Here is a 19,632-nt window from a genome sequence, read left to right on the forward strand (position 1 = left end):
GGGCTTCCCATGATATTGTGTGGTGGATTTTGGGGACAGCCCGGCTGCCGTGCCCCGGCCGGGGGCGGAATCGGGCGGCCGCCGGGAGGCAGACGGGTCGGTTCGGGCCGGGTCTGTTTCCGACCGGGCTCCGGCCGGGCAACGGGAACGGGGTCGGCCGGTCAGCCGTGCCGGGCGATGGCGAACTTGCGCAGTTCCTTCATGCAGGAAAGGCCGAGTTTGCGGATCATGCGGCCATAATACGTTTCCACGGTATGGGCGCTGATGGCCAGGGCCTGACTGATTTCGGCGCTCGTTTCGCCGCGTCCGAGCCGGACCATGATCTGTTCCTCCCGCTGGCTCAAGGCCGCCTCCTCGCCGCCGGTCGGGGCAAGGAACCGGCCGGCCAGGCTGCGCATGGCTCCGGGGCTGGCGTAGCGTTGCCCGGAAGAGACCGCCGCAATGCCCTCAAGCAAGACGTCGGCAACCTCGCGTTTGGTGACATAGCCCTGGGCTCCCCGGCCAAAGGCCCGCTCAATGGTCCCCCGGTCCTCGTGCATGGAATAAATGAGCGTGGGAATACCCTGGGCCGCCAGATCGCCGATCAGGTCCAGTCCGGATTCCGTGGCCAGGGACAGGTCCACCAGGGCCACGGCGGCCCGGGAACCATCGAGGCGGGCCAGGAGCTCCGCCCGATTGCCGGCCTCGCCGCAGACCGTATGGCCGACCTGATGCAGCAACAGCGACAGGCCGTTGCGCATGGCCGGATGGTCGTCGACCAGAAAGACGCGCACCCCGGGAGTCAGAGCCTCATCCATCGTCATCCTCCTGTCCGGTCCTGTCCGCTGCGCAGGCGAGGGAACAGGCCACCATGGTCCCGCCGGCCTCGGCGTCGCCTATGGAAAATGCCGCCCCGATCATCCTGGCCCGATACGCCATGATCCGCAGGCCCAATCCTCCGGTGGTCCCGGCCGCCGCCTGCCGGCCGATGCCGTTGTCGCGCACGGTGAGGACCAACTGCCGGTTGGTCCCGCAGCCCAGGCTGACGGCGATATGGCCGGGCCGGGCATGTTTGACGGCGTTGCCCACCGCCTCCTGGGCGATGCGGTAGAACTGGACGAGATGCTCGTTGCGGCAGGGCACGCAGGCCAGATTCTCGAAATACTCGATATGCACGCCGCTGGCTTCGCCGGCGCGCCGGGCCAGTTCGGCCAGGGACGGCCCGATGTCCCCCACCGCGTGCTCTGCCGGCCAAAGTCCCCGGGAGAGCGCGTAGGCCTGGCTGACCGACTCCTCCAGCAAGTGGGAAATCTCCGAGACTTCCGTTGCCACGCCCTGTTCCGCGATGGGCCGGCGTTCGAGGGCAGAGCAGCGCAACCGGGTGGCGGCCAGTTGCTGGCACAGGCCGTCGTGCAGATCGTGGCTTAACCGGCGGCGTTCCTCTTCGCTGACGTTGACGATTTCCCGCTCCAACCGGTTGCGCTCGTCCATTTCCGCCCGCAGGGCGGCGTTGTTGGCCTCCAGGGCCTGGGACAGGTTTTCCACGGCCGTAAATGCGTTGGAAAACCGCTGGGCCAGGGCCAGGGCCTGGGACAGGACAAAGGCGAGCAGGCCAAAGGGCAGGAGGTGCATTACGTTGACGCCAAAAAAATGCCGGTAGATGTCGCTTAGGGATGTTGCCGACAGGATGATGTAGCCCAGGAAAAGAACCAGTGCGCCGTCACGGTTATGCTTGAGGCAAAGGGCCAGCATGACCAGGAAGCAGGCGTGGATGAAAAAGCTGATGATCGCCAGCCATTGCAGGGCGCTGTAGAGGATGAATCCTGGCTGGGTCAGTATGATGAAAACGAATACAACGCTTCGGATGTCGCAAATAATTTGGATACAACGGATGAATTCATTTGGATAGAGCGACCGATAGAACCTGTACAGAATGGAGGCCAGAATGGCGTAGCCGAGCAGAGGAATCTTGCTGACGACGGCGGGGGAAGCGGTCGGGAAAAACAGGGTGAGGAGCCAATCCGAAGAATCCAGGGCCGAATAGGTGACAACCAACACCAGACAGCCGCATCCGAAATAGAGGGCCGAAACATCCTTTTTTTTCAAAAAATGCAGAGCGAAATGATAAACAGCCATGACCAGCAGGCTGCCGGCAAACAGCATGGCCAGGGACCAGGTGCGGATGTGGATTTGTTCCAGCTGTTCCGGGAGGCCCATCGTGATGGAATGCTGTACGCCGCCACGGTGAAAAGAGTGGTTGGACACCTGGAGCACCAGCTCGATGGGGGCCGTGGCGTCCGGCAGTCTGGCCAGAGCCAGGGTCCGGTCCGGGATTTCGGTTGCGGCGCTTTGCCCCACCACGCCGCCTTCGGCGACAAGGGTCCCGTCGGCCCACAGCCGGTAGGCGGCTTTGATGGCGAGGATCCGCAACGCCAGCCGGCTCTCCCGGGGCCCCGGCAACAGGCGCAGGCGAAAGGTGGCCTGGCCCCGGCCGGGCAAGGGACTGCCCTGGAGCACATGTCCTTTCCAGGAGCCGGGAAGGGTCATGGAATCGGAGCGTTGCGGCGGCGGGAGTCCGGGCCTGAAGTCTTCGGGGGCAAGCAGCCGGTCCCAGTAGAATTCCCACTGGCCGTTTAAGGCCACGGGGCCGTCCCGGGCGATGTCCCAACCGGTCAGATCGAGTACGCCGTCCCGGGCAAGGGGTCTGTCCCGGTCGTTTCCGGCCCATCCCCAACCCAAAAGAAGGCACAGGAGGGCCAGGAGTGCGGCCGGCCGCACGTTTGAAAATCTCCCCTTCCCCATGGCTCCCCCACTGTCGGTGTGAGCCACCTTCTCAAGTTTCCCCCGGTCCGAAAAGACCCGGGCCGGTCTGCCCGGCCTGCCCGGCCTGCCTGAAAAGACGCGGGTGCAGGCCGTGTCCGAAGCGGCCTGCAACCGACAGCGCTATTTGGCGCCGAGGCGGTCGAACCAGTCCTTCTGGTCAAGGACGCCGAAAAGAAACGTGCCCCGGTGGTCGGCGTTGTCCCCGGCGTAGACAGCCTCGGCCGGGGCTGCGCCCACCACCTTGGCATAGTCCACCGGAAGGGTGGCCACGTAGGGGGGCATGACTTCGTCGATCTTGCCGTAATAGTAGCGGCTCGGCGTGCGCGAGCGCCACTGGTAGGCCTCGTTGTCCTGGAGCTGCCGGTAGAAACGGCTGAGGCCCATGGAGCTTTCGGCCGCAAGTTCCGGCCGCAGCAGTTCCCTCACCGTTGCGGGCAGGGTTTTGGAGGCCTGTTCCCAATCGATCTTGTTTTCGTAGAGGTCCTTGGCCGTCTGCCAGTATTCCTCCCGGATGGCCGCCCGGGAAAGGCCCGGCAGATCGTAGTAGTGCTCATAGGCATAGAGAAACAGGAGCGGCGTGCCCGGAAGCCAGGAGGCGTCCAGCGGCGTGGGATTGTTGAGCCAGCGGGTCAGCAGCACATAGAGGTCGCAGGGGGTGCTGGCCGTGGCTGCGGCCTCGACCGGCATGTCCAGGGCTTCGAGCTTGTGGCGAAACTGCATCGTGGCCCAGGCTCCCTGGGACCAGCCGCTGAGAAAAAGGCCCTGCTGCGTGAGCCCCAGGCCCGTGCAGACCAGGCGCGAGGCCAAAAGCATGTCCAGGCAGGCCTGGGCCGTGGCATCCTTGACCATGTAGCTGTCCGGCTCCGGGGAGTCGCCCTTGCCGATGTAGTCCGCGCCGATGACGATATAGCCCTGGCCGGCGAACCGGGCGATCATGAGCCGCGTTTCCATGGACTCTTCGGGATGGGACGGCACGGCCGTTTTCGTGAACACGGTGCCGTGCTGGTAGGAAACGACCGGCAGGACCTTTGGCTCCACCTGCGGCACGGCGATCAGGCCCGTGGCCGTGGTCGGCTTGTTGCCGCGCTCTGGAATCACGGTTTCATAAAACACCTTGTAGAGGCTGACGGCGTTTTTCGCCGGCGGATAGCTGATCGGAAACGGGCTGAAGTCCGCCAGTTCCGTGGTCAGGATCGTATTGAGCCGCTCGACGGTGTAGTCGCCGATATGCTCATAGCGGACCGGGGCTTGCGCCGGCGGCAGGGGCGCAGCCAGGGCGGGAAGCGACAGGACGGTGAAAAGTGCAGCCAGGGCCAGGGCAAATCGTCTCATGGCGTCGATCCTCGGCAGCCTTTGCGGCAGTATGACAAGAGCTCCGGAGCATGCTCCGGGACGGCAGGAAGCCGGTGGCCAGTCCGCAGGATGCCTGCAACGGGCCTGGATGAGAAGAGGCTTTTCAGGGGGCGCAGCCGAAACCCCAGGGACGCCGGGCGTCCCTGGGGTTTTTCTTTGATCGGGTTCGATGGAGTCGGACCCGCCGGTTCCGTGGCCTGACGTCCTTGGAGGGGCATGCCGGGGGCAGCCGGAAGGCCTGGCCCCGGCCCAAGTCATGGCCGCTGCGCCTTCTGATTGGTCTGGGCGCAATGGCTACAAGAAGTAGACGTGCCCCCACAAGGAGGCGACAGGCACGTTTGTGGCCCGGTAGCCTGAAACGTGAACCTGTTGGTTGTCGTTGAGGACATCAAGCCATGTGCCATTTTCCGGGAACGGGACATCGATGAATTGCTGGTTGTCGGAAAAGTTCAGGACGATAATGAATCGTTGGAGCCTCTCATCCTCGCCCACTCCCCAACGGTGAAAGATGACCAAGCCCTTTTCCGTGTCCACGCCGTACCCTTGCGGGTTGAAGCGGGTCTGCCATTGTTCCCATTGGCAGGGGTATATGTTGTTTGACCGCAAACCGGCATAGCATTTACGGACTGCAATGAGCTTGGAGAATACCCAGAGCATGCTTCTTCCAATTGCGTCCTGGCTGAAATTCCAACGCAAAGGGCGTGGCTGGACGCGTCTGCCGGTGCCGTGATCGTCCTCCATGATCCAGTAGTCTTCGGCAAACTCCTGGCCATTGGGGATCATCGGGCAACCTGGCATGGTCATCAAGGTGATGGCGTAGGGTTGGATGCGGTACCAGTCAAGTGCGCCGCGATTGTTGCGGCAACCGGCTTGCCAGGCCACATGGGAATGGTCGTGGTTGCCGAGGTAGGTTGTGGCGACACGGGCGGGGTCCAGGCCAAGATGGTTGTCGAGCGCATTCATGATGCCCGGACTGATGCAGCCATGCCAAAGTCCTTCGAATGTTTTGCCATAGAGGGCATCGTTCCAGTAGCTGTCGGCCCCTGTCGCGTTGACGACATTGGCCGCAGTCATGTCGATATGTTCCAGGGTCAGGGAAAAATTGTCGTCTTTTACATGCTGCCGAATGTCTTTGAGCAGTTGCGGCAGCCCTTCGTTGCGTCCCTGGATATAATAATTTGTTGTGTTGTCGAAGCGTATGCCGTCAATGCCAAAATGGTCTATCCAATAGCGACAGACGTCACCGATAAATTCCTGCGTGCAGCCGTTGTTGTAGTCAAGATCGAGCAATCCAGGGAATGTTCCGCCGAAAACGCCGACATAGGGGCTGTCGTTTGGATCCTGGTAGAGCCAGCGATAGGGGAATCCGTGCGCTGCCGCTCCGGCGGCGTCAACGTCGCCGGCATGGTTAAAGACACCGTCCATGATGACATGGATGCCGCGCGCATGGCAGGCGTTGACGAGTTGTTTGAGTTTGGAAAGCTTTTCAGCCGGGGCGTTGAGATCATTGGTGTAGCGGGTTTCGATAGAGAAATACTGGTGTGGCGTGTAGCCCCAACTGTAGCCATCATTTGGCCAGGCGGTCCATGGCATGAACAGGATGGCGTTGATGCCCAGGGTGTGTTGCAGGTAGTCGAGCTTTTCTTGAATCGCGTCGAGTGGTGCGTGGAAACTGCGGTACTCGTCCGTGAAGTCGTCTATCATGAGTTCATAGAGGATGAGATCGCGCAGGTGTTTGCGCCCGCCTTGGACGGGGAGGACTGTATTGTCGCCAGGGCGGCTTCCGCCGATGACAAAGGCTGAATTCTGTTCTTCTGTGCCGCCGTACCGGGCGCAGGGGTCGCCTACCCAGCGTTGTTGCCCATTTTTAAATGTGAGCAGGTACTTGTACTGGTAAAAACCCTCGGGCAATGGCGTTGGTGTGGTGTACGTCCAAAGCGTCCCCTTGGAATGGGCTGTCTGGCTCATCTTTGGTGCGGTACCGGGATGCCAGTCCTGCAACCCCAGGTGGTTCATGAAGTTTCCGGCTACCTGGATGGAAGAAATCCGGGGGTCGCCATAGTTTGGACGGTCGTGCCGGGCTCCGTACTGGCTTTCGTCTTTGGCCCTGTCGGGAAAAAACAGCTTGAACGCAACTTTGTCCGATTTTTGGTCCTCACCAACTTGCCAGGCTCCACAGCGTAGTGCGATGTACATACATCCTCCTTGTAAGTGCTATCAGTGTTGATGCCACTATGGTCGGAGAAATTAACATCTGCATTGTCTGGATCTGGGCAATCGCGAATTTGCCCGCATGGCCAACACGAGGCTGTCTGCCTGAACGTGCCTCCCGTTGTGGGTGGCCTGAGGAGAGCCGTTTATGGAAACAGGAGCCCTGGCCGGGAGGTGAGCGGGGGAGGTGGGACAGTCGCCAGGAGGATAGAATCCTTCAATTTATAATTGTATGCGGATCTCTTTCCGTGCCTGCGCGGATGCACAGTCATGCCGGGCCACATGTGGATTTTTATTCTGTAATAATAACTATTTAACTCCATCGTTCGTGTACAGGCAGGAAGCGCTGCATCGGCCGCCCTGGTATAGGCGTGTGTATGAGTGGGGGAGATAAGCCCATCAATACCCGTGTGGGAAATTTGTCAAGGGGAATGTAAAAAACCGGCATCAAACTTTCTAACAGGCTGAGATAGAACTCATTTATGTGGTGCAAAGGCTGCCGTTCCTCCTCGGTCTTTGCCGGGCACGGATTGCGGCAGCCGCTGCAAATCGTGCACCTGGCAGGATTTGCCGGGGAATGAAAACAAGCGATCCGTTATACTTCCGACGCCGTGGTGTCCATGATGGTTGCCAAGAAGGTGTTTACTCCCTAAGGAAAGAAGATCGGGAAATTTTTCAAGGAGGAATGTATGCGACGTATCGCTTTCATGCTGTCGGCGATAGCCGTACTGATTGCAGCAACCGCATCACCGGGTTTTGCGGGGAGTACGGACCCGCTGTTTATCAGTCTGACGAGCGATGATGCCCACCGCTCCTTGATGGCCATCAGTTTCGGACAGGCTCAGATGCAGCGCGGGCATCCCCTGACTCTTTACCTCAGCGACAAGGGCGTCCTGGTCGCTGACAAAAAAAATGCCGCTCAGTTCGCCGAGCAACACCAGGCGCTGGCCGACATTGCGGCCAAGGGTGGCATGGTGTTCGTATGCCCTGTTTGCAGTCAGAAATTCGGCGTGGCTGCCAGTGATTTGCCTCCGGGAGCCAAATTCGGCAATCCCGACACGACCGGAGCAGCTCTTTTCCAGGATGGCGGCAAGACGCTCTCCTGGTAAAGCGGATCCCCGGCCCGCCTCCTAGCCAGAAGGCGGGCCGGAGCCGTGGAGTGGCTTGACAGCGAGCCCCTCGGGCATCGGCCGGTCTTGAGACCAAACGAATCTCCGGCCGGTCAGATCGTCGCCCTGCCGTCGATGGTGGATCGAGCACGGCAGATGCCAGGGCATGGCTTGCCGGGCGGCAGGCCTCCAACTATTTCTTGCGGGGGATTTTGCACTTACCTGCCGGTCGTCAAGCGCTTTCCGGAGTGTGCACTGCGACGCCGACTCCTTTCCGACCCCTCGGAGGGCCTTGGCTCCTTTTGCCTGGCCATCAGGCAGCATTCGGTTTCGGGTTACGGACAATTTCGCGTATCCAAAGGCCTACAGCAACCGTGCCAATAAGGAGAAGAATCGTAATAACCCAGAGGGCAAATCCCATAGCATCCGTGAACGTGTCGCGGGCCACAGCTTCAAGTTGGGAGGCCTGCGCACCAGCGTGTTGCTGGATCGCAGACAGGGTCGAGCCGATGGCCCGGGCGGCCGGGCCACTCCCGACCAGCAATTGGACTTGTTCCGGCAGGTGTCGGACGTAGGCCCCATTGAGCAGGGACCCGAACAAGGCCACGCCGAATGCGCCGCCGATTTCCCGGGTGAAGCTGTTGATGCCGGTGCCGACGCCAGCCTGGTTCGGCGGCAGGGATACGATGATGGCCATGGAAAGCAACGGGTTGGATAATCCCGAACCGGTGCCGATCAGGAAAAGGATCGCCCCGTAGACCGGATAGGGCGTCGAGCGGGTACAAAATGCCAGGAGTGCCAGGCCGGCAGTGAGGGCCAGCAGGCCTGACGTCAAGGTGAGTCGCGTTCCGTAGCGTCTGGCCAGGGTGACGCTCCGTGGCGAGACGACAAACAAGGCAATCGCCATGGGCAAGACGCACACGCCGGCAAGGAATGGGGAATAGCCTTTGGCGCTCATCATGTACTGTCCGTTTAAGTAGAAGATCGAATACATCCCGATAAAGGAGAGCACGATGCCGCATGCGCCCACGCTCAGACTTGGCAGGCGGAAAATGCGCGGATCGATCAGGGGATGTTGCCGCCGCAGGCCGTGACGCACAAAACAAGCGACGATTGCAGCGGATACGGTAAAGGCCCCAAGCACATGCAGGGACGTCCAGCCGTATTCCGGTCCTACGATGATCCCATAGAGCAAAGAAAAAATTGCCGGCACCAGGATTCCGACGCCCAGGATATCCAGCGGTCTTTTGTTGCCAACCGTGTTCGGAGTTGCCCGCGCGACCAGGGCGAGCGCGATGAGGGCCAGGGGCGCGGCAATGGCGAAGAGCATTTGCCAATCGTAGTATTGCAGTACCAACCCACCGCCGATGTTGCCCAAGGCACCGCCAAGTCCTGTCATTCCCGTCCAAACGGCTATCGCATAGGGCCTCTCATCCGGTGGATAGGCATCGACCAGGAGCGACAAACTATTGGGCAGAATCAAGGCGGCCCCTGCCCCGGCCAGAGCCCGCCAGGCCAGCAGCAACAGGACGGTCGGGGCCAGGGCGGAGGCGATGGAGCCAAACCCAAGAATAAGCAGGCCCGCCGATAGCATCCGTTTGTGCCCGTATCGGTCTCCCAGCGCTCCGGCCGGGATGAGCAGACAGCCAAACACGACCAGATAGGTGTCGACAATCCAGAGGACCTGAGCTGGGGTAGGATGGAGGTGGCTGGTGGCCAGCCTCCCAACTGCGAGGTTCACGCTCGCGCCCAGGCCGAAAACCAGGACGACGCAACCGGAGATGATGGCCAGGATTGCCTGGCGACGAGCCTGCTCTTGCATCAGTCGGCGCTCCTTCCCGTCCAACTGGATAGTTCGAATCCCTGGTAGTCGCCAAGCGACACGGAGATGAAGCCATTGGCGGGATTGCACACGTATTCGAGATACGGCACGGCTCCCTTGCCGAATTTGCCCACATCGTCGGCATGGATCAGGGCTCCGGGACGCAGGTTCGGCTCGACGGCTTGAAGCACCGGGAGGTAAAACTCCGTCCAGCCGTCGAGATAGAGCATGTCCACGTCACGGATGCTCCCCACGGTTTCGATGGCATCGCCTTCAAGGACTTCCGCCCATTCCGCCAGTCTGGCTGTCACCAGGTTGTCGCGGGCGGCCATCACCTTGTCCGGGTGCATCTCCGTAGTGATAAGCCGGCCATGGCCGTTGTCGCGGAGCGCCGCCGCGATGTGGAGGGTCGAAAAACCGTGCCCCGTGCCGAATTCCACGACCGTGGCCGGTCGAATGGCCCGCACCATGGCATAGAGCAGGCGGCCGATCTCAGGCGGCGCGGCAAACGAACCTGCGGCGCACAGGTCCACAAATTCGCTCACCGTAAAGGGTCTCTGCCGATTGGCCATGGCCGCCTTAAGACGGGCTTCACCGGCAGGGTTGACCTGGCTTTGCATGGCCCAGATGCGATCCAATGTTTCGCGAACACAGGGGGCATCGAGAACCATGCTCTCATGATGTACACTGAACATGACAGCTCCTCCTTGGAGTTGGTTTTGCCCAAATGGTACAGGGGGCAGTTCATGAGGATAAGTGCAATCGCGGCAAGGAGTCATTTCACTTGACGCAATGGACTGGCGCGAACACGAAATGGGGGAGGCTGAGCACGTGGCGGTTCATCCACATCAACGGCTGGATAGTGCCGTCCACGACAAGGAAAAAGGCGATGGTCCCTACGCCCACCGGCCCGCCCATGAGGTAGCCGGAAAGGAGCAGCACCCCTTCCAGTATCCCCTTGCCGAGCCAGAACGGCCAACCCCACCGATCGCCGAGGACCAAGGCCAGCAGGTCCATGGCCCGAATGCCGAACCCGCTCATGATGATCAGAGACGAGCCGTAGGCACACAACACCGACCCGACCAGCAAGATGGCCATAGGCGGCAGAGGAAGCCACTGGCCTGCATCGATCCAGCGCAGCAGATCGATGAGGCTGCCGCAAAAGAAAAACGTCCAGAGTGGCGAGAGAAGCGGCCGCTTCCAAGTCCAGGCCGCCACCAGCAAGAGACAGATGATGGCCACCAGCGTCTGGGCTAGGCCGATGGTCAGGGGAACATGGTTGAGCAACCCCAAAGAGAAGACGTCCAAGGGGTCGGTCCCGAGTTGGGAGTAGATGAAGAGGTAGGCTCCGGCGGAGAAGACCGCGCAACCGGCCAGATACATTCCGAATTTCAGGATGCTTTCGCGTCCTCTCTCCGGAAACCGGGTAATCGTGTTACGATTCATGGCAACACCCTCCAAAATTGATGTTGCCAGGACTATGGGCGGCCTTTACGTTTGCATCCAGTGCAACCTAAGTAAGTATATATTTACCACCATGCAATCTATTGATCTGAATCTGCTTGTCGCCCTTGATGCCCTCCTGACGGACCGGAGCGTCACCAAAGCCGCGGAACGACTCAACCTGAGCCCCCCGGCCATAAGTCGCACCCTTGGCCGCATCCGGCATGTCTTCAAGGACCCGATCCTCGTACGGGCCGGACGGAATATGGCGCCCACCCCCCGGGCCGAGGAAATACGGGAGGACGTGCACAGGGTCGTGGAACTCGCCCGGGCGCTCATGCGCCAGGAGAGTGACCTTGATCTCGTGCATTTGGAGCGGGTCTTCACGGTGCGGACAAGTGATGCCCTCACCCTCATGCTCGCGCCACGGCTTATGGCGCTGATTCGGGCTTCGGCTCCAGGCGTTCAGCTCCGATTCGCTCCGGAGGGAGAAGAAGATGTGGAGGCATTACGCGATGGACGCATCGACATCGACGTCGGCGTCATCGGTGAGATGGGTCCGGAAGTCCGCCTCCAGGCCCTGTTCCGTGACCACTACGTCGGCGTTGTCCGCAAGGGTCATCCTCTCGCGCAAGGCCCGGTGACGCCAGAGAGGTTTGCAGCCTGCGAGCATATTGCCGTATCCCGACGAGGACGTGGCTACGGTCCCATCGATGTCCAGTTGGAAGCCCTGGGGCTGTCGCGGGCAGTCGTGGTCATCACCGCATCTGTCCCCGAGGCCCTCATGCTCGCCGCAAGTTCTGATCTCGTGGCGTCCGTACCTGAAGGCTTCGCCAACGCGATTCAACAAGGCCTGTGCGTCTTTCCCTTGCCCGTCCAGACGGATTCGATCACGATTTCCCAGGCTTGGCATCCCCGGTTCGAAGCAGACAAAGCGCACAAATGGCTGCGTGCCTGCCTGCGTCAAGTGCTTGCAAAGGACTGAAGGTTTCCCTGGCCCACACCGGCTGGATGGTGGGCAAACAGCAAGCTGTGAAAGTGGAGGAGACGAGGAGTATGACCGAGTTGGAACGCCATCTCCCCAACGGCCTGGAGACGCTTCAACAAGAATTCACTTCTTCTCAGAAGTCCCAGGGCAAACCGTTGGTCAATCTGGAAGAGCGTCAGGAAGAACAGGAGAGGAAATTGGATCAATTGATAGCGGCATTGGAAAACTTGCAAAAGTTCTTAAATGGTTGAACAAAAGCTTGGAAATCCAGGAGTACAAAAATACAAGGCTTAGGTCTGTCTGACGACAAAGAGATCTTGTGAAGTTGTAAGAGATTGCACAACTATACGAAACGCATCGAATGTTGGAAGAAAAACAGTAAGAGTCTGAATCAAGATGCCAGAAAGAAAGCCTCGACAGTCTTTGTCTCGGCCCGGGGTAAGCTCGCCGTACTGTACGGAATTGCGGCCTCTGGACGGCGAACGCACCCGTTGGCCTCCATTCACCGCGCGGCAGAGGCGATTTGGCGGGGCGACCTGTGCACGCGCATTTTCCTACTTGGCAACTTGGCGTGCTTACGAGCTTAACGGCTGGACGAGGGGGTGAGGTCGCAGGCGAGGCGTACCCCGGCCCGGGATACGCCTTTCGCGTGTTGCACGGCGAACCGGATCAATTCCGCCGAGCTCTTAAGCCCCAGCGATTCGATCATCGTGTACTTGTGGAATTCCACAGTCCGGGAGGAAATCCCCAGGATGGCGGCGGATTCCTTGACGGAAAACCCCTCGGTGATGAGTTGCAGCACTTCGCGCTGCCGGGGGGTCAGTTGGGAAAAGGCATCGCCGGACACGGCCGGTCTTTCCCGCTGGTACTGCAGCAATTCGCCGGCAAGCAGCGGCGTGATGTAGGTCTTCCCCTTGAGGCCGCAACTGATCGCCGTCAGAAGCTCCGACGAGGCGGAATGCTTGAGCACGTAGCCCAGTGCCCCGGCCTCGAAGGCGCTGGCGGCATAATCGACGTCCACATGCATGGTGAGGAAGATGACGGCCACGGACTTGTGCCGCTTCTTTATCTGGCGCACCGCGTCGATGCCGTTGAGCAGCGGCATGGAGATGTCCACCACCAGGGCGTCCGGGCGCAATCGGTCGACGGCCTCGAGCAGGGCACGGCCGTCCTCGACGATCCCGATCAGTTCGTAGTCGGGTTCGAGCAGGCCGCGTACACCCTCGGCCACCATGCGATGGTCATCGGCCAGTAGAATTCTCGGCTTCTTCATGCCGCCTCTCCTCCAAGGGAACCGTCACGTGGATCACGGCGCCCTGGTATGGTTCCGAATGGATGGCGAATTCCCCTTTGGCGTACTGGACCCGCTCCCGCATGCTGGCCAGGCCGATGCCGGGAGTCAGCTTGGCGCATTGCGGCTTGAAGCCGACGCCGTCGTCCTTGATGGTTAATACCAGCTTCTCTTTCGTACCCTGCAGGGAAATGTCAACGCGACCGGCACGGGCGTGCTTGGCGATGTTGCGCAAGCCCTCCTGGACGACCCGGTAGAGGCACAGGGCCGTATCCAACGGAATTATCGCGAACTCGCCCTCAAAACTGCAATCCACCACCAGGCCTTCCCGGTTGGAGAAACTGCCGCACATCGCCTGGATCGCCCTGACGAGGCCGAAATCCTTGAGCTTCGAGGGGTGCAACTCTCGGGATAGTGCATGCATGTCTTCGGAAAGGTTTATGATCTTTCCCTTCGCGTCGATGATTTCGTCCAGTATCCGGGCTCCCGGCTGCCGGATGTGCAGCTCCACGGTACCGATCTCGATGGCGATGGCGGCCAGGCGCTGGACGAAATCATCGTGGAATTCCCGCGACAGCCGGCTGAGTTCCTCTTCCTGGGAGGAAATCAGCCGTCTGGCCAGGGTCTGCAGTTCGCGCTGGCTGCAGCGCAACGCGACTTCCGCCTTTTTCCGCTGCCGCAGGTTGAAAAACAGGCCCACGACCAGCAGCGACTGCAAGGCGAAAAGAACAGCCGCGCCGATGATGTACTTCTTGTAGCGATCCCAGGTCGTCGCTTCCCGGTAGGCGATGAAGGCGTCCGGCGGCAGCAGGTTCTCGTTGAGCTGGAAACGGTTGAGCTGTCGCCAATCGTAGAACGTGACCTTCGTATCCATCCCGTCGTCGAAAGGGATTTCGCCCGCCGGTTGCCCGGCCAGGACACGCAGGGCGATCTTCCCCGCCTGGAGTCCCTGCAGCCGCATGCTGACCATCGGTCCGCCGACGATCCCGTTGCCGAAGTAGGAGTCGTAAATGCCCCAGATCGGGCAGCCGGCGTAATTCGAGACGGACGGAATCACATCCCGGGGAACGAAGAACCGGCCCTTGGCGTCGACGAAGAGCGTCGAGAAGAAGATCAGGGAATCGGCGGGCAGGGACTGGCAACGGTCAAGGATCTCGCCAAGCCCGAGGCCGCCGAGGTCGATGCATTCGACGCGTGGGTACAAGGCCACGATGGCCTGGCGCAAGAGCACGGCCCTGACCTCGTCGTTCTCGAACGCCCCGTAGATGAGCACGGCATGCCGGGCTTCGGGTCGGAAACGCAACGCCGAAGCCACGAGCTGGCGGGCCAGTTCCGCCGGCTCCAGGACGCCGCTGACGCGCTTGCCAAAGGAGGCGGCGAGGATATTCTCCTTGTACGGCTCGGGAATGTCGCAGACCACGACCGGAACCCCCGGGAAGACCTCCTCCGCCTGTTCGATCAGGAAATGCGCCGCCGGTACATCGACGGAGATGACGAGATCAATGGGAATGGCCCCATACCGCTGGTGCAGCAGGTCGGCGAGGGCCTGTCGCTGTTTCTCGTGGCGAAATCGCGATAAGTCCAGGTACTCGGAAAAAATCTGCATTTTGAAGGGGGCTTTCTCCGAGAGCGCCTCCTGCAGTCCTTTCTCCGCCATTTGCGTGGCCGGAAAATCCAGGGGCATGGAGTACAGGATCACCACCCGCTTTTCGGTCCAGGCCGAAACAGGGCCTGGGGCGGCCAAGGCGTCCCCGCCGTGCGACGAGAAAAGCGGAGCCTCCGGGCTTCCCAGACAGGCAAGCCACAAAAGAAGCAGGCACAGGCGTCTTGTGGAAAACTGGGCAGCTGGCGTCCACAGAGGTGTTTTCAGGCGTTTTCCTCGCAACGGGACCTCCCGTCCCAGTCGGCGCTTCTGTCATCTCCGACAAGCGGCGGCAAGGTCAAGGGACCCTGCCGCCGTTCGGCCCGAGCCGCAACCTATTCGATTTCCTCCAGGCTCTTGCCGCCGGTCCGCTTGCCCCACAGCAGCAGCGGAATGACCGGCACCAGGTACAGGATGCCCACGGCGTCGAAGACGCCGGCGAATCCGTAAGCCTGGTGGATCAGCGGAATGAGCGGTTGGGAGGCGGAAACGGACAGCCGGGCCAGCCCGTTCTGAAATCCGGTGGCGGTGTTGCGCATTGTGGTCGGGTAGGATTCGGCCGTATAGGAGAACAGGATGAAGTTCACGGCCATGTTTACGACGGTCACGGTGAATCCGGCGCAGATGAGCCCCGTGAGGCTGTCCATGAAGGCGAAGGCGATGGCGCTTAAGCCCGTGGCCACGCTCAGAAGCGCCAGGGGGATCTTTCGGCCGCCCCGGTCCGAGACGAGGGAGGCCAGGAAGCAGCCGATGGGAACGCCGATGCTGATGATGGTGGCCGCGGTGAGGCTCTCCGTGACCGTGAAGCCCTTCATCTTGAGCAGCTGCGTGGTCCACGTGGTCAGCAGGAAGCCGGCCGGGGTGATGGTGACGAAAAGCAGGATCAGAAGCGTGGTCCGCAGCAGGTAGCGCGGGGTGAACATGCCGGTGATCACGCCCGTGACCTTGACTTTGGGTTCGACCTTTCGGCTGGCCGCGGACAGGTCGATGTCGCGGTGGGTCATGAAGGCGACCACAGCCTCGGCTTCGGCGACGCGCCCCCGGGAGACGAGCCAGCGGGGCGATTCCTTGAGATATTTGAGGCCGAAGAAGAAGGCGACCAGGCCGACGCCGCCGGCGTAGAAGATGATGCGCCAGGCCTCGGGTCCCATGGGGATGATCAGGCGGCACAGGAAGGCGACGACGGGCACGGCGCAGAACCCCACGGCCGCCACCTTGCCCTGCCATTTCCCCCGGCTCTCGCAGGGCGACATCTCCGCGATATAGGTCTGCGACGTGACCATCATGCAGAAGACGCCGAAGCCGGTCAGGGCGCGGAACACGGTGAAGACCGCGAAGCTGTCCGTGAAGCCGGTGACGATGGAGGAGATGGAAAAGACCAGGATGGAGCACAAAAACGTCTTGCGCCTGCCGATCAGGTCGGAGATGACCCCGCCGAGAAAGCCTCCCGAGGTCATGCCGATGAAATACCAGAAGACGATGGTGGCGATGTCGGTCATGGCCAGGTTCCAGGACTGGGACAGGGCTGGGGCCACGAAGCCGAAGTTCCAGTTGTCGAGCTGCTCGAAGAAGTAGGCGGCCATGATGATGAAGAACAGGAACTTATGGACGCCGGTGACGGGAATGCCGTCGAAATAGTTGTTGGCGAAACGACCCTTGGGCAGTGGCCCGCCGACGCTGTCCGGTGCCGGCGCGCAGGCTTCGTCCTGCCCCATGGACGCCGCGTTCCCGGCGTTTTCGAGGACCTGGTCCATGTTGTATTCGGCCATGATGCTTTTCTCTCCTTTGCGGGTAACAGGCTGTCGTTGGCCCGCCGTTGCCGGGTGCGTCCCGGGGAGTCTCCCTGTGCGTTGCGGGTTGAGAATGCAAACGCCCGTCGCCTCGTTTCCGCCAAGCGTCCGCTACCGGCAGCGCAGAAACCGTTCCGCCGACAAGGCGGCCACGGTGCCGTCGGCCACGGCGGTGGTGATCTGGCGGAAGGGCTTGTCCACGATGTCGCCGGCCGCGAAGACGCCCGGCAGGCTGGTGGACGCATCCGGCGCGGCCGGGATGTAGCCGGCCTTGGTCAGTTCGATCTGATTTTTAAACAGCGCATTGTTGGGGAGCTGGCCCAGGAAGACGAAGACGCCGTCCACGGGCTCGCGCCAAGTCCTGCCTGCGGCGGTGTCTTCCAGCACGGCCGCCGTCAGCCGTCCGTCGACCGTTTCCAGGTCCACCACCCGGGTTCCGGTGTGGCCCTCGGCCTTGCCCGAGGCGAACAACGCCTCCTGGGTGGTGGCCGCGGCGAAGAACCTGGGCATGATCTCGACAAGGGTGACGTGGGCCACGCCGAGGGACAGGAGGTAGAGGCTCTCGTCGAAGGCGCTGTTGCCCCCGCCGGTCACCAGGACCCGCTTGCCGGCGTAGGGCGCACCGTCGCAGATGGCGCAGTGGTGGATCTGGTCGCATTCGGTGGGGACGTCGAGCGGCACGGGCTTGCGTCCGGTGGCCAGGATGACGGCCGGGGCGCGGTACACGGCCTCGTCGGTTTCGGCCGTCTTCACCTCGCCGGCCAAGTCCAGGCGCTCGATCTCGCAGACTTCCTCCACCGGCACGTCCAGGCTGTCCATGTGCTGCCGCATCCGGTCCATGAGCTCCATGCCATGGATGGACGGATAGGAGGGGAAGTTCTCCACCGTGTAGGTGGAATTGGCCAGGCCTCCCGTGATGTTGGATTCGAGGACGATGGCCTTGAGCTTGGCCCGGGCGGCGTAGATGGCGGCGGTCATGCCGGCCGGCCCGCCGCCGAGGATGAGGCAGTCGTAGTGGTATTCCGGTTTCATGGCGTGGCTACCCCATCTGGTACAGGGCCAGAAGTTCCTTGGGATTCATGAGACCGGTCTTGGTCCGTCGCACCGCCCCGTCCTTGATGACGCACACGGTGGGGGCCCGCTCGGCTCCGAGCGCCTTGGCCGCGTCGGGATTCTTCTGGATGTCGAGCCCCAACAGCACGGCGGCGGGCATGAGCTGGCCGAACTTTTCCAGGACCTTCTCCATGTTCTTGCAGTGGGGGCACAGTTCCTTGAACACGATGCACACGCCGGCCGGCGTGGCCGCGATCGTTTCCTTGTAGTCGGTATTGGTGATTTCCTTGATCATCGCATCTCCCTGATGGGGCCGGGCCTGCCGAGGCGCGGCCCCGCGTGTTGTCTTAGAGGGTCTTGAGCTCACCGATGTACAACTTGATCTTTTGCAGCAGGTCGGCGGCCAGATCCTTGTTGTCGGCGATGATGTTCTCGAGTTGGAAGGGATCCTTGCGGCGATCATAGAGTTCGTCGCTGTCGGGCACTTCCTGCTTGGCCCCGGCGGTGCAGGACCACATGGCCTCGTCCTTCATAATCTCCTTGGCGGGGCTGTCGGCACTGACGTAATCGCGCTGGCTGGCGTCTTTCAGCAGCCAGTGGATGAAGGTGTGGTCTTCGGTGATAATGGACCAGGACATGCCGTAGTAACCGGCGATGGCAAAGTCGCGCACTTTCTCGACCTGGCCGCGCATCATGGGAAGCAGATCCTTACCCTGCATGTCGATACAGCCGTAGACCGGGAAACCGTGGCCGCCGTCCAGGTCGTTGACATCCTGATGCAGGCCCAGGGCGCTTAGGATCGTGGGCGCGACATCCACGTTCTGGACGAAGCCCTTGAGGCGTTTGCCGCCCTCAAGGCCCGGGACGTGCATCAGAAGCGGCACGTGTACGAGTTCCTCGTAGGGCCAGGGCCGGCACTTGCGCATGATGCCGTGGCCGTGCTCCCCCTTGCCCATGGGCTGGCCGTGGTCGCTGGTGATGATAACCATGGTCTCGTCCCACAGGCCCTGGTCGCGGATGGAATCGAGGAGCTTGCCGATCTGCTTGTCCACGAGCTCGATATTCTCGGAATACAAGGCCCGGATGTGGGCGCACTCCTCGTCGGTGATGCGGCCTTCGACAGGTGTCCAGGGCGCGAGCAGCAGCGGGTTGCCCGGCCACTCGGGATCGTAGGGACAGGGCTCCTTGGTCCAGACCGATGGCGGATCCCAAGGCTCGTGGGGATCGAAGGAATCGATCCAGAGCATGAAGGGGCGACTCTTGATGCGGATGTCACGCAGCCAGCGGTCGGCCTCGCGGGCCACGACGCTCACGTAGTTGTCGTCTTCGCTGCGCCACTGCTGCCGAAACTTGAGGAAGCACTCGATTTCCTCGAGCAGAGCCTTGCTCGCGTCGTCGATCAGTTCGCCCTTCTCGTTGTAGACCATGGTCGGCGACGTGTAGTCGATGGGGTGCATGCCAGGGTCGAGGGGCTCGTCGGCGTAGGTGGTGTGGTCGAGTTCGTGGCCGGGGCAGAACTTCACGTAGTCAAAGCCCCGGGAGTAGCCGTATTTGGGCAGGCGCATGGGCGGGGTGTCATAGACCAGGGCGGTCTGCACCTTGCGGCCCCACAGGATGTCGGTGAGCGTCGTGTCGTCCTGGGACAGGGGCTGCCAGCCGGCAAAGGGCAAGGTAAAGCGGCCGGTCATCAGGGCCCGGCGCACCGGGACGGTGGGCAGACCCTCGCTGTAGGCGTTCTCGAAGAGGAAGCCGTTGCGCGCGAAACGGTCGAGGTTCGGCGTCTTCACCGTTTTGTTCCCGTAGCAGCCTAAATAGTTGTACTGCAATGTATCGAGCATGATGAAGACGACATTTTTGATTTTCTTGTCCGCCATGCCAATCTCCTTTGCAGCCGCCCCTTTGATGCAGGACTAGGCGGCCGCCACATTGTATCGACGCCAGGGCAGACAGTTTTTCGTCTGCGGCCCGACGTCCGTTTTCGTTTGTCACAGCTAATAAGAAAGGCTTTGGCACAACAACTCGTAAAATTACGAGGTTTGCCGTCTTTGTTTTCGGGGCCGGTTTTCCGGGAAGACAAGGTGGGGTGGCATCTCCGCCCCGCGGAGAGGTGGAAAGGCTGGGGCCGGCT

At 61.4% G+C, this 19,632-nt stretch carries 16 protein-coding genes; 3 read left to right on the forward strand and 13 right to left on the reverse strand.

The genetic code is table 11. The annotated features are described in order from the left end of the window. Nucleotides 1-161 precede the first annotated feature (161 nt). The 4 genes from DVDV_RS08155 to DVDV_RS08170 all read right to left on the reverse strand — a co-directional run bounded on the left by DVDV_RS08155 (nt 162) and on the right by DVDV_RS08170 (nt 6,351). Nucleotides 162-797: a response regulator transcription factor gene (locus DVDV_RS08155; protein ID WP_075354187.1), complete on the reverse strand. Its 636-nt coding sequence runs from the start codon at nt 795-797 to the stop codon at nt 162-164. Next, nucleotides 790-2,757, reverse strand: coding sequence for a sensor histidine kinase (locus DVDV_RS08160; protein ID WP_254845308.1), 1,968 nt, complete (start codon nt 2,755-2,757; stop codon nt 790-792). The genes DVDV_RS08155 and DVDV_RS08160 overlap by 8 nt, the downstream gene beginning before the upstream one ends. Nucleotides 2,758-2,922: 165 nt before the next feature. Beyond that, a complete protein-coding gene (locus tag DVDV_RS08165; protein WP_075354189.1) occupies nt 2,923-4,134 on the reverse strand; it encodes a hypothetical protein in 1,212 nt (403 codons plus the stop codon). Nucleotides 4,135-4,449: 315 nt separating this feature from the next. After that, entirely contained in the window at nt 4,450-6,351 is a 1,902-nt protein-coding gene (locus DVDV_RS08170; protein WP_075354190.1) for an alpha-amylase family glycosyl hydrolase, read from the reverse strand. A gap of 704 nt (nt 6,352-7,055) precedes the next feature. On the opposite strand from DVDV_RS08170, the gene DVDV_RS08175 reads away from it, so the two are divergent. Further along, the gene (locus DVDV_RS08175) at nt 7,056-7,475 is read left to right on the forward strand and encodes a DsrE family protein (protein WP_075354191.1); all 420 of its coding nucleotides are present in this window, start codon (nt 7,056-7,058) and stop codon (nt 7,473-7,475) included. A gap of 313 nt (nt 7,476-7,788) precedes the next feature. Here DVDV_RS08175 and DVDV_RS08180 read toward each other — a convergent pair whose 3' ends face one another. The 3 genes from DVDV_RS08180 to DVDV_RS08190 all read right to left on the reverse strand — a co-directional run bounded on the left by DVDV_RS08180 (nt 7,789) and on the right by DVDV_RS08190 (nt 10,743). Further along, nucleotides 7,789-9,297 carry an MFS transporter gene (locus tag DVDV_RS08180; protein WP_075354192.1) on the reverse strand — a complete coding sequence of 503 codons (1,509 nt, stop codon included), beginning with the start codon at nt 9,295-9,297 and terminating at the stop codon, nt 7,789-7,791. Continuing rightward, nucleotides 9,297-9,992, reverse strand: a complete 696-nt coding sequence (locus DVDV_RS08185) for an O-methyltransferase (protein WP_075354193.1) — start codon at nt 9,990-9,992, stop codon at nt 9,297-9,299. Before DVDV_RS08185 ends, DVDV_RS08180 begins: the two co-directional genes overlap by 1 nt. Before the next feature lie 85 nt (nt 9,993-10,077). Further along, nucleotides 10,078-10,743 carry a YitT family protein gene (locus DVDV_RS08190; protein ID WP_075354194.1) on the reverse strand — a complete coding sequence of 222 codons (666 nt, stop codon included), beginning with the start codon at nt 10,741-10,743 and terminating at the stop codon, nt 10,078-10,080. A gap of 91 nt (nt 10,744-10,834) precedes the next feature. On the opposite strand from DVDV_RS08190, the gene DVDV_RS08195 reads away from it, so the two are divergent. After that, nucleotides 10,835-11,725 carry a LysR family transcriptional regulator gene (locus DVDV_RS08195; protein ID WP_075354202.1) on the forward strand — a complete coding sequence of 297 codons (891 nt, stop codon included), beginning with the start codon at nt 10,835-10,837 and terminating at the stop codon, nt 11,723-11,725. Nucleotides 11,726-11,796: 71 nt separating this feature from the next. Continuing rightward, complete coding sequence (locus DVDV_RS08200; protein ID WP_083634714.1) at nt 11,797-11,979, forward strand: hypothetical protein; 183 nt, start codon at nt 11,797-11,799, stop codon at nt 11,977-11,979. Nucleotides 11,980-12,311: 332 nt separating this feature from the next. Here the strand turns inward: DVDV_RS08200 and DVDV_RS08205 are convergent, their stop codons facing one another. The 6 genes from DVDV_RS08205 to DVDV_RS08230 all read right to left on the reverse strand — a co-directional run bounded on the left by DVDV_RS08205 (nt 12,312) and on the right by DVDV_RS08230 (nt 19,378). Beyond that, entirely contained in the window at nt 12,312-13,001 is a 690-nt protein-coding gene (locus DVDV_RS08205; RefSeq protein ID WP_075354196.1) for a response regulator transcription factor, read from the reverse strand. Further along, on the reverse strand, nt 12,970-14,904 hold the full coding sequence (locus DVDV_RS08210) for an ATP-binding protein (RefSeq protein ID WP_075354197.1): 1,935 nt from the start codon (nt 14,902-14,904) through the stop codon (nt 12,970-12,972). Before DVDV_RS08210 ends, DVDV_RS08205 begins: the two co-directional genes overlap by 32 nt. 92 nt (nt 14,905-14,996) lie before the next feature. Next, complete coding sequence (locus DVDV_RS08215) at nt 14,997-16,430, reverse strand: MFS transporter (protein WP_254845309.1); 1,434 nt, start codon at nt 16,428-16,430, stop codon at nt 14,997-14,999. 132 nt (nt 16,431-16,562) lie between these two features. Continuing rightward, the gene (locus tag DVDV_RS08220; protein WP_075354198.1) at nt 16,563-17,483 is read right to left on the reverse strand and encodes an NAD(P)/FAD-dependent oxidoreductase; all 921 of its coding nucleotides are present in this window, start codon (nt 17,481-17,483) and stop codon (nt 16,563-16,565) included. A gap of 7 nt (nt 17,484-17,490) precedes the next feature. After that, nucleotides 17,491-17,799 carry a co-chaperone YbbN gene (locus tag DVDV_RS08225; protein ID WP_075354199.1) on the reverse strand — a complete coding sequence of 103 codons (309 nt, stop codon included), beginning with the start codon at nt 17,797-17,799 and terminating at the stop codon, nt 17,491-17,493. A 52-nt stretch (nt 17,800-17,851) separates the two neighbouring features. Then, nucleotides 17,852-19,378, reverse strand: a complete 1,527-nt coding sequence (locus DVDV_RS08230) for a sulfatase (RefSeq protein ID WP_075354200.1) — start codon at nt 19,376-19,378, stop codon at nt 17,852-17,854. Nucleotides 19,379-19,632 lie beyond the last annotated feature (254 nt).

The sequence above is a fragment of the Desulfovibrio sp. DV genome, assembly GCF_001936595.1.
GTDB lineage: Bacteria > Desulfobacterota > Desulfovibrionia > Desulfovibrionales > Desulfovibrionaceae > Solidesulfovibrio.

What these genes read in the sequence shown, in the direction of transcription:
- DVDV_RS08230 (WP_075354200.1), bottom strand. Translation starts at nt 19,378, where the DNA reads ATGGCGGACAAGAAAATCAAAAATGTCGTCTTCATCATGCTCGATACA.
- DVDV_RS08195 (WP_075354202.1), top strand. Translation starts at nt 10,835, where the DNA reads ATGCAATCTATTGATCTGAATCTGCTTGTCGCCCTTGATGCCCTCCTG.
- DVDV_RS08215 (WP_254845309.1), bottom strand. Translation starts at nt 16,430, where the DNA reads ATGGCCGAATACAACATGGACCAGGTCCTCGAAAACGCCGGGAACGCG.
- DVDV_RS08175 (WP_075354191.1), top strand. Translation starts at nt 7,056, where the DNA reads ATGCGACGTATCGCTTTCATGCTGTCGGCGATAGCCGTACTGATTGCA.
- DVDV_RS08185 (WP_075354193.1), bottom strand. Translation starts at nt 9,992, where the DNA reads ATGTTCAGTGTACATCATGAGAGCATGGTTCTCGATGCCCCCTGTGTT.
- DVDV_RS08155 (WP_075354187.1), bottom strand. Translation starts at nt 797, where the DNA reads ATGGATGAGGCTCTGACTCCCGGGGTGCGCGTCTTTCTGGTCGACGAC.
- DVDV_RS08180 (WP_075354192.1), bottom strand. Translation starts at nt 9,297, where the DNA reads ATGCAAGAGCAGGCTCGTCGCCAGGCAATCCTGGCCATCATCTCCGGT.
- DVDV_RS08190 (WP_075354194.1), bottom strand. Translation starts at nt 10,743, where the DNA reads ATGAATCGTAACACGATTACCCGGTTTCCGGAGAGAGGACGCGAAAGC.
- DVDV_RS08220 (WP_075354198.1), bottom strand. Translation starts at nt 17,483, where the DNA reads ATGAAACCGGAATACCACTACGACTGCCTCATCCTCGGCGGCGGGCCG.
- DVDV_RS08170 (WP_075354190.1), bottom strand. Translation starts at nt 6,351, where the DNA reads ATGTACATCGCACTACGCTGTGGAGCCTGGCAAGTTGGTGAGGACCAA.
- DVDV_RS08165 (WP_075354189.1), bottom strand. Translation starts at nt 4,134, where the DNA reads ATGAGACGATTTGCCCTGGCCCTGGCTGCACTTTTCACCGTCCTGTCG.
- DVDV_RS08205 (WP_075354196.1), bottom strand. Translation starts at nt 13,001, where the DNA reads ATGAAGAAGCCGAGAATTCTACTGGCCGATGACCATCGCATGGTGGCC.
- DVDV_RS08200 (WP_083634714.1), top strand. Translation starts at nt 11,797, where the DNA reads ATGACCGAGTTGGAACGCCATCTCCCCAACGGCCTGGAGACGCTTCAA.
- DVDV_RS08225 (WP_075354199.1), bottom strand. Translation starts at nt 17,799, where the DNA reads ATGATCAAGGAAATCACCAATACCGACTACAAGGAAACGATCGCGGCC.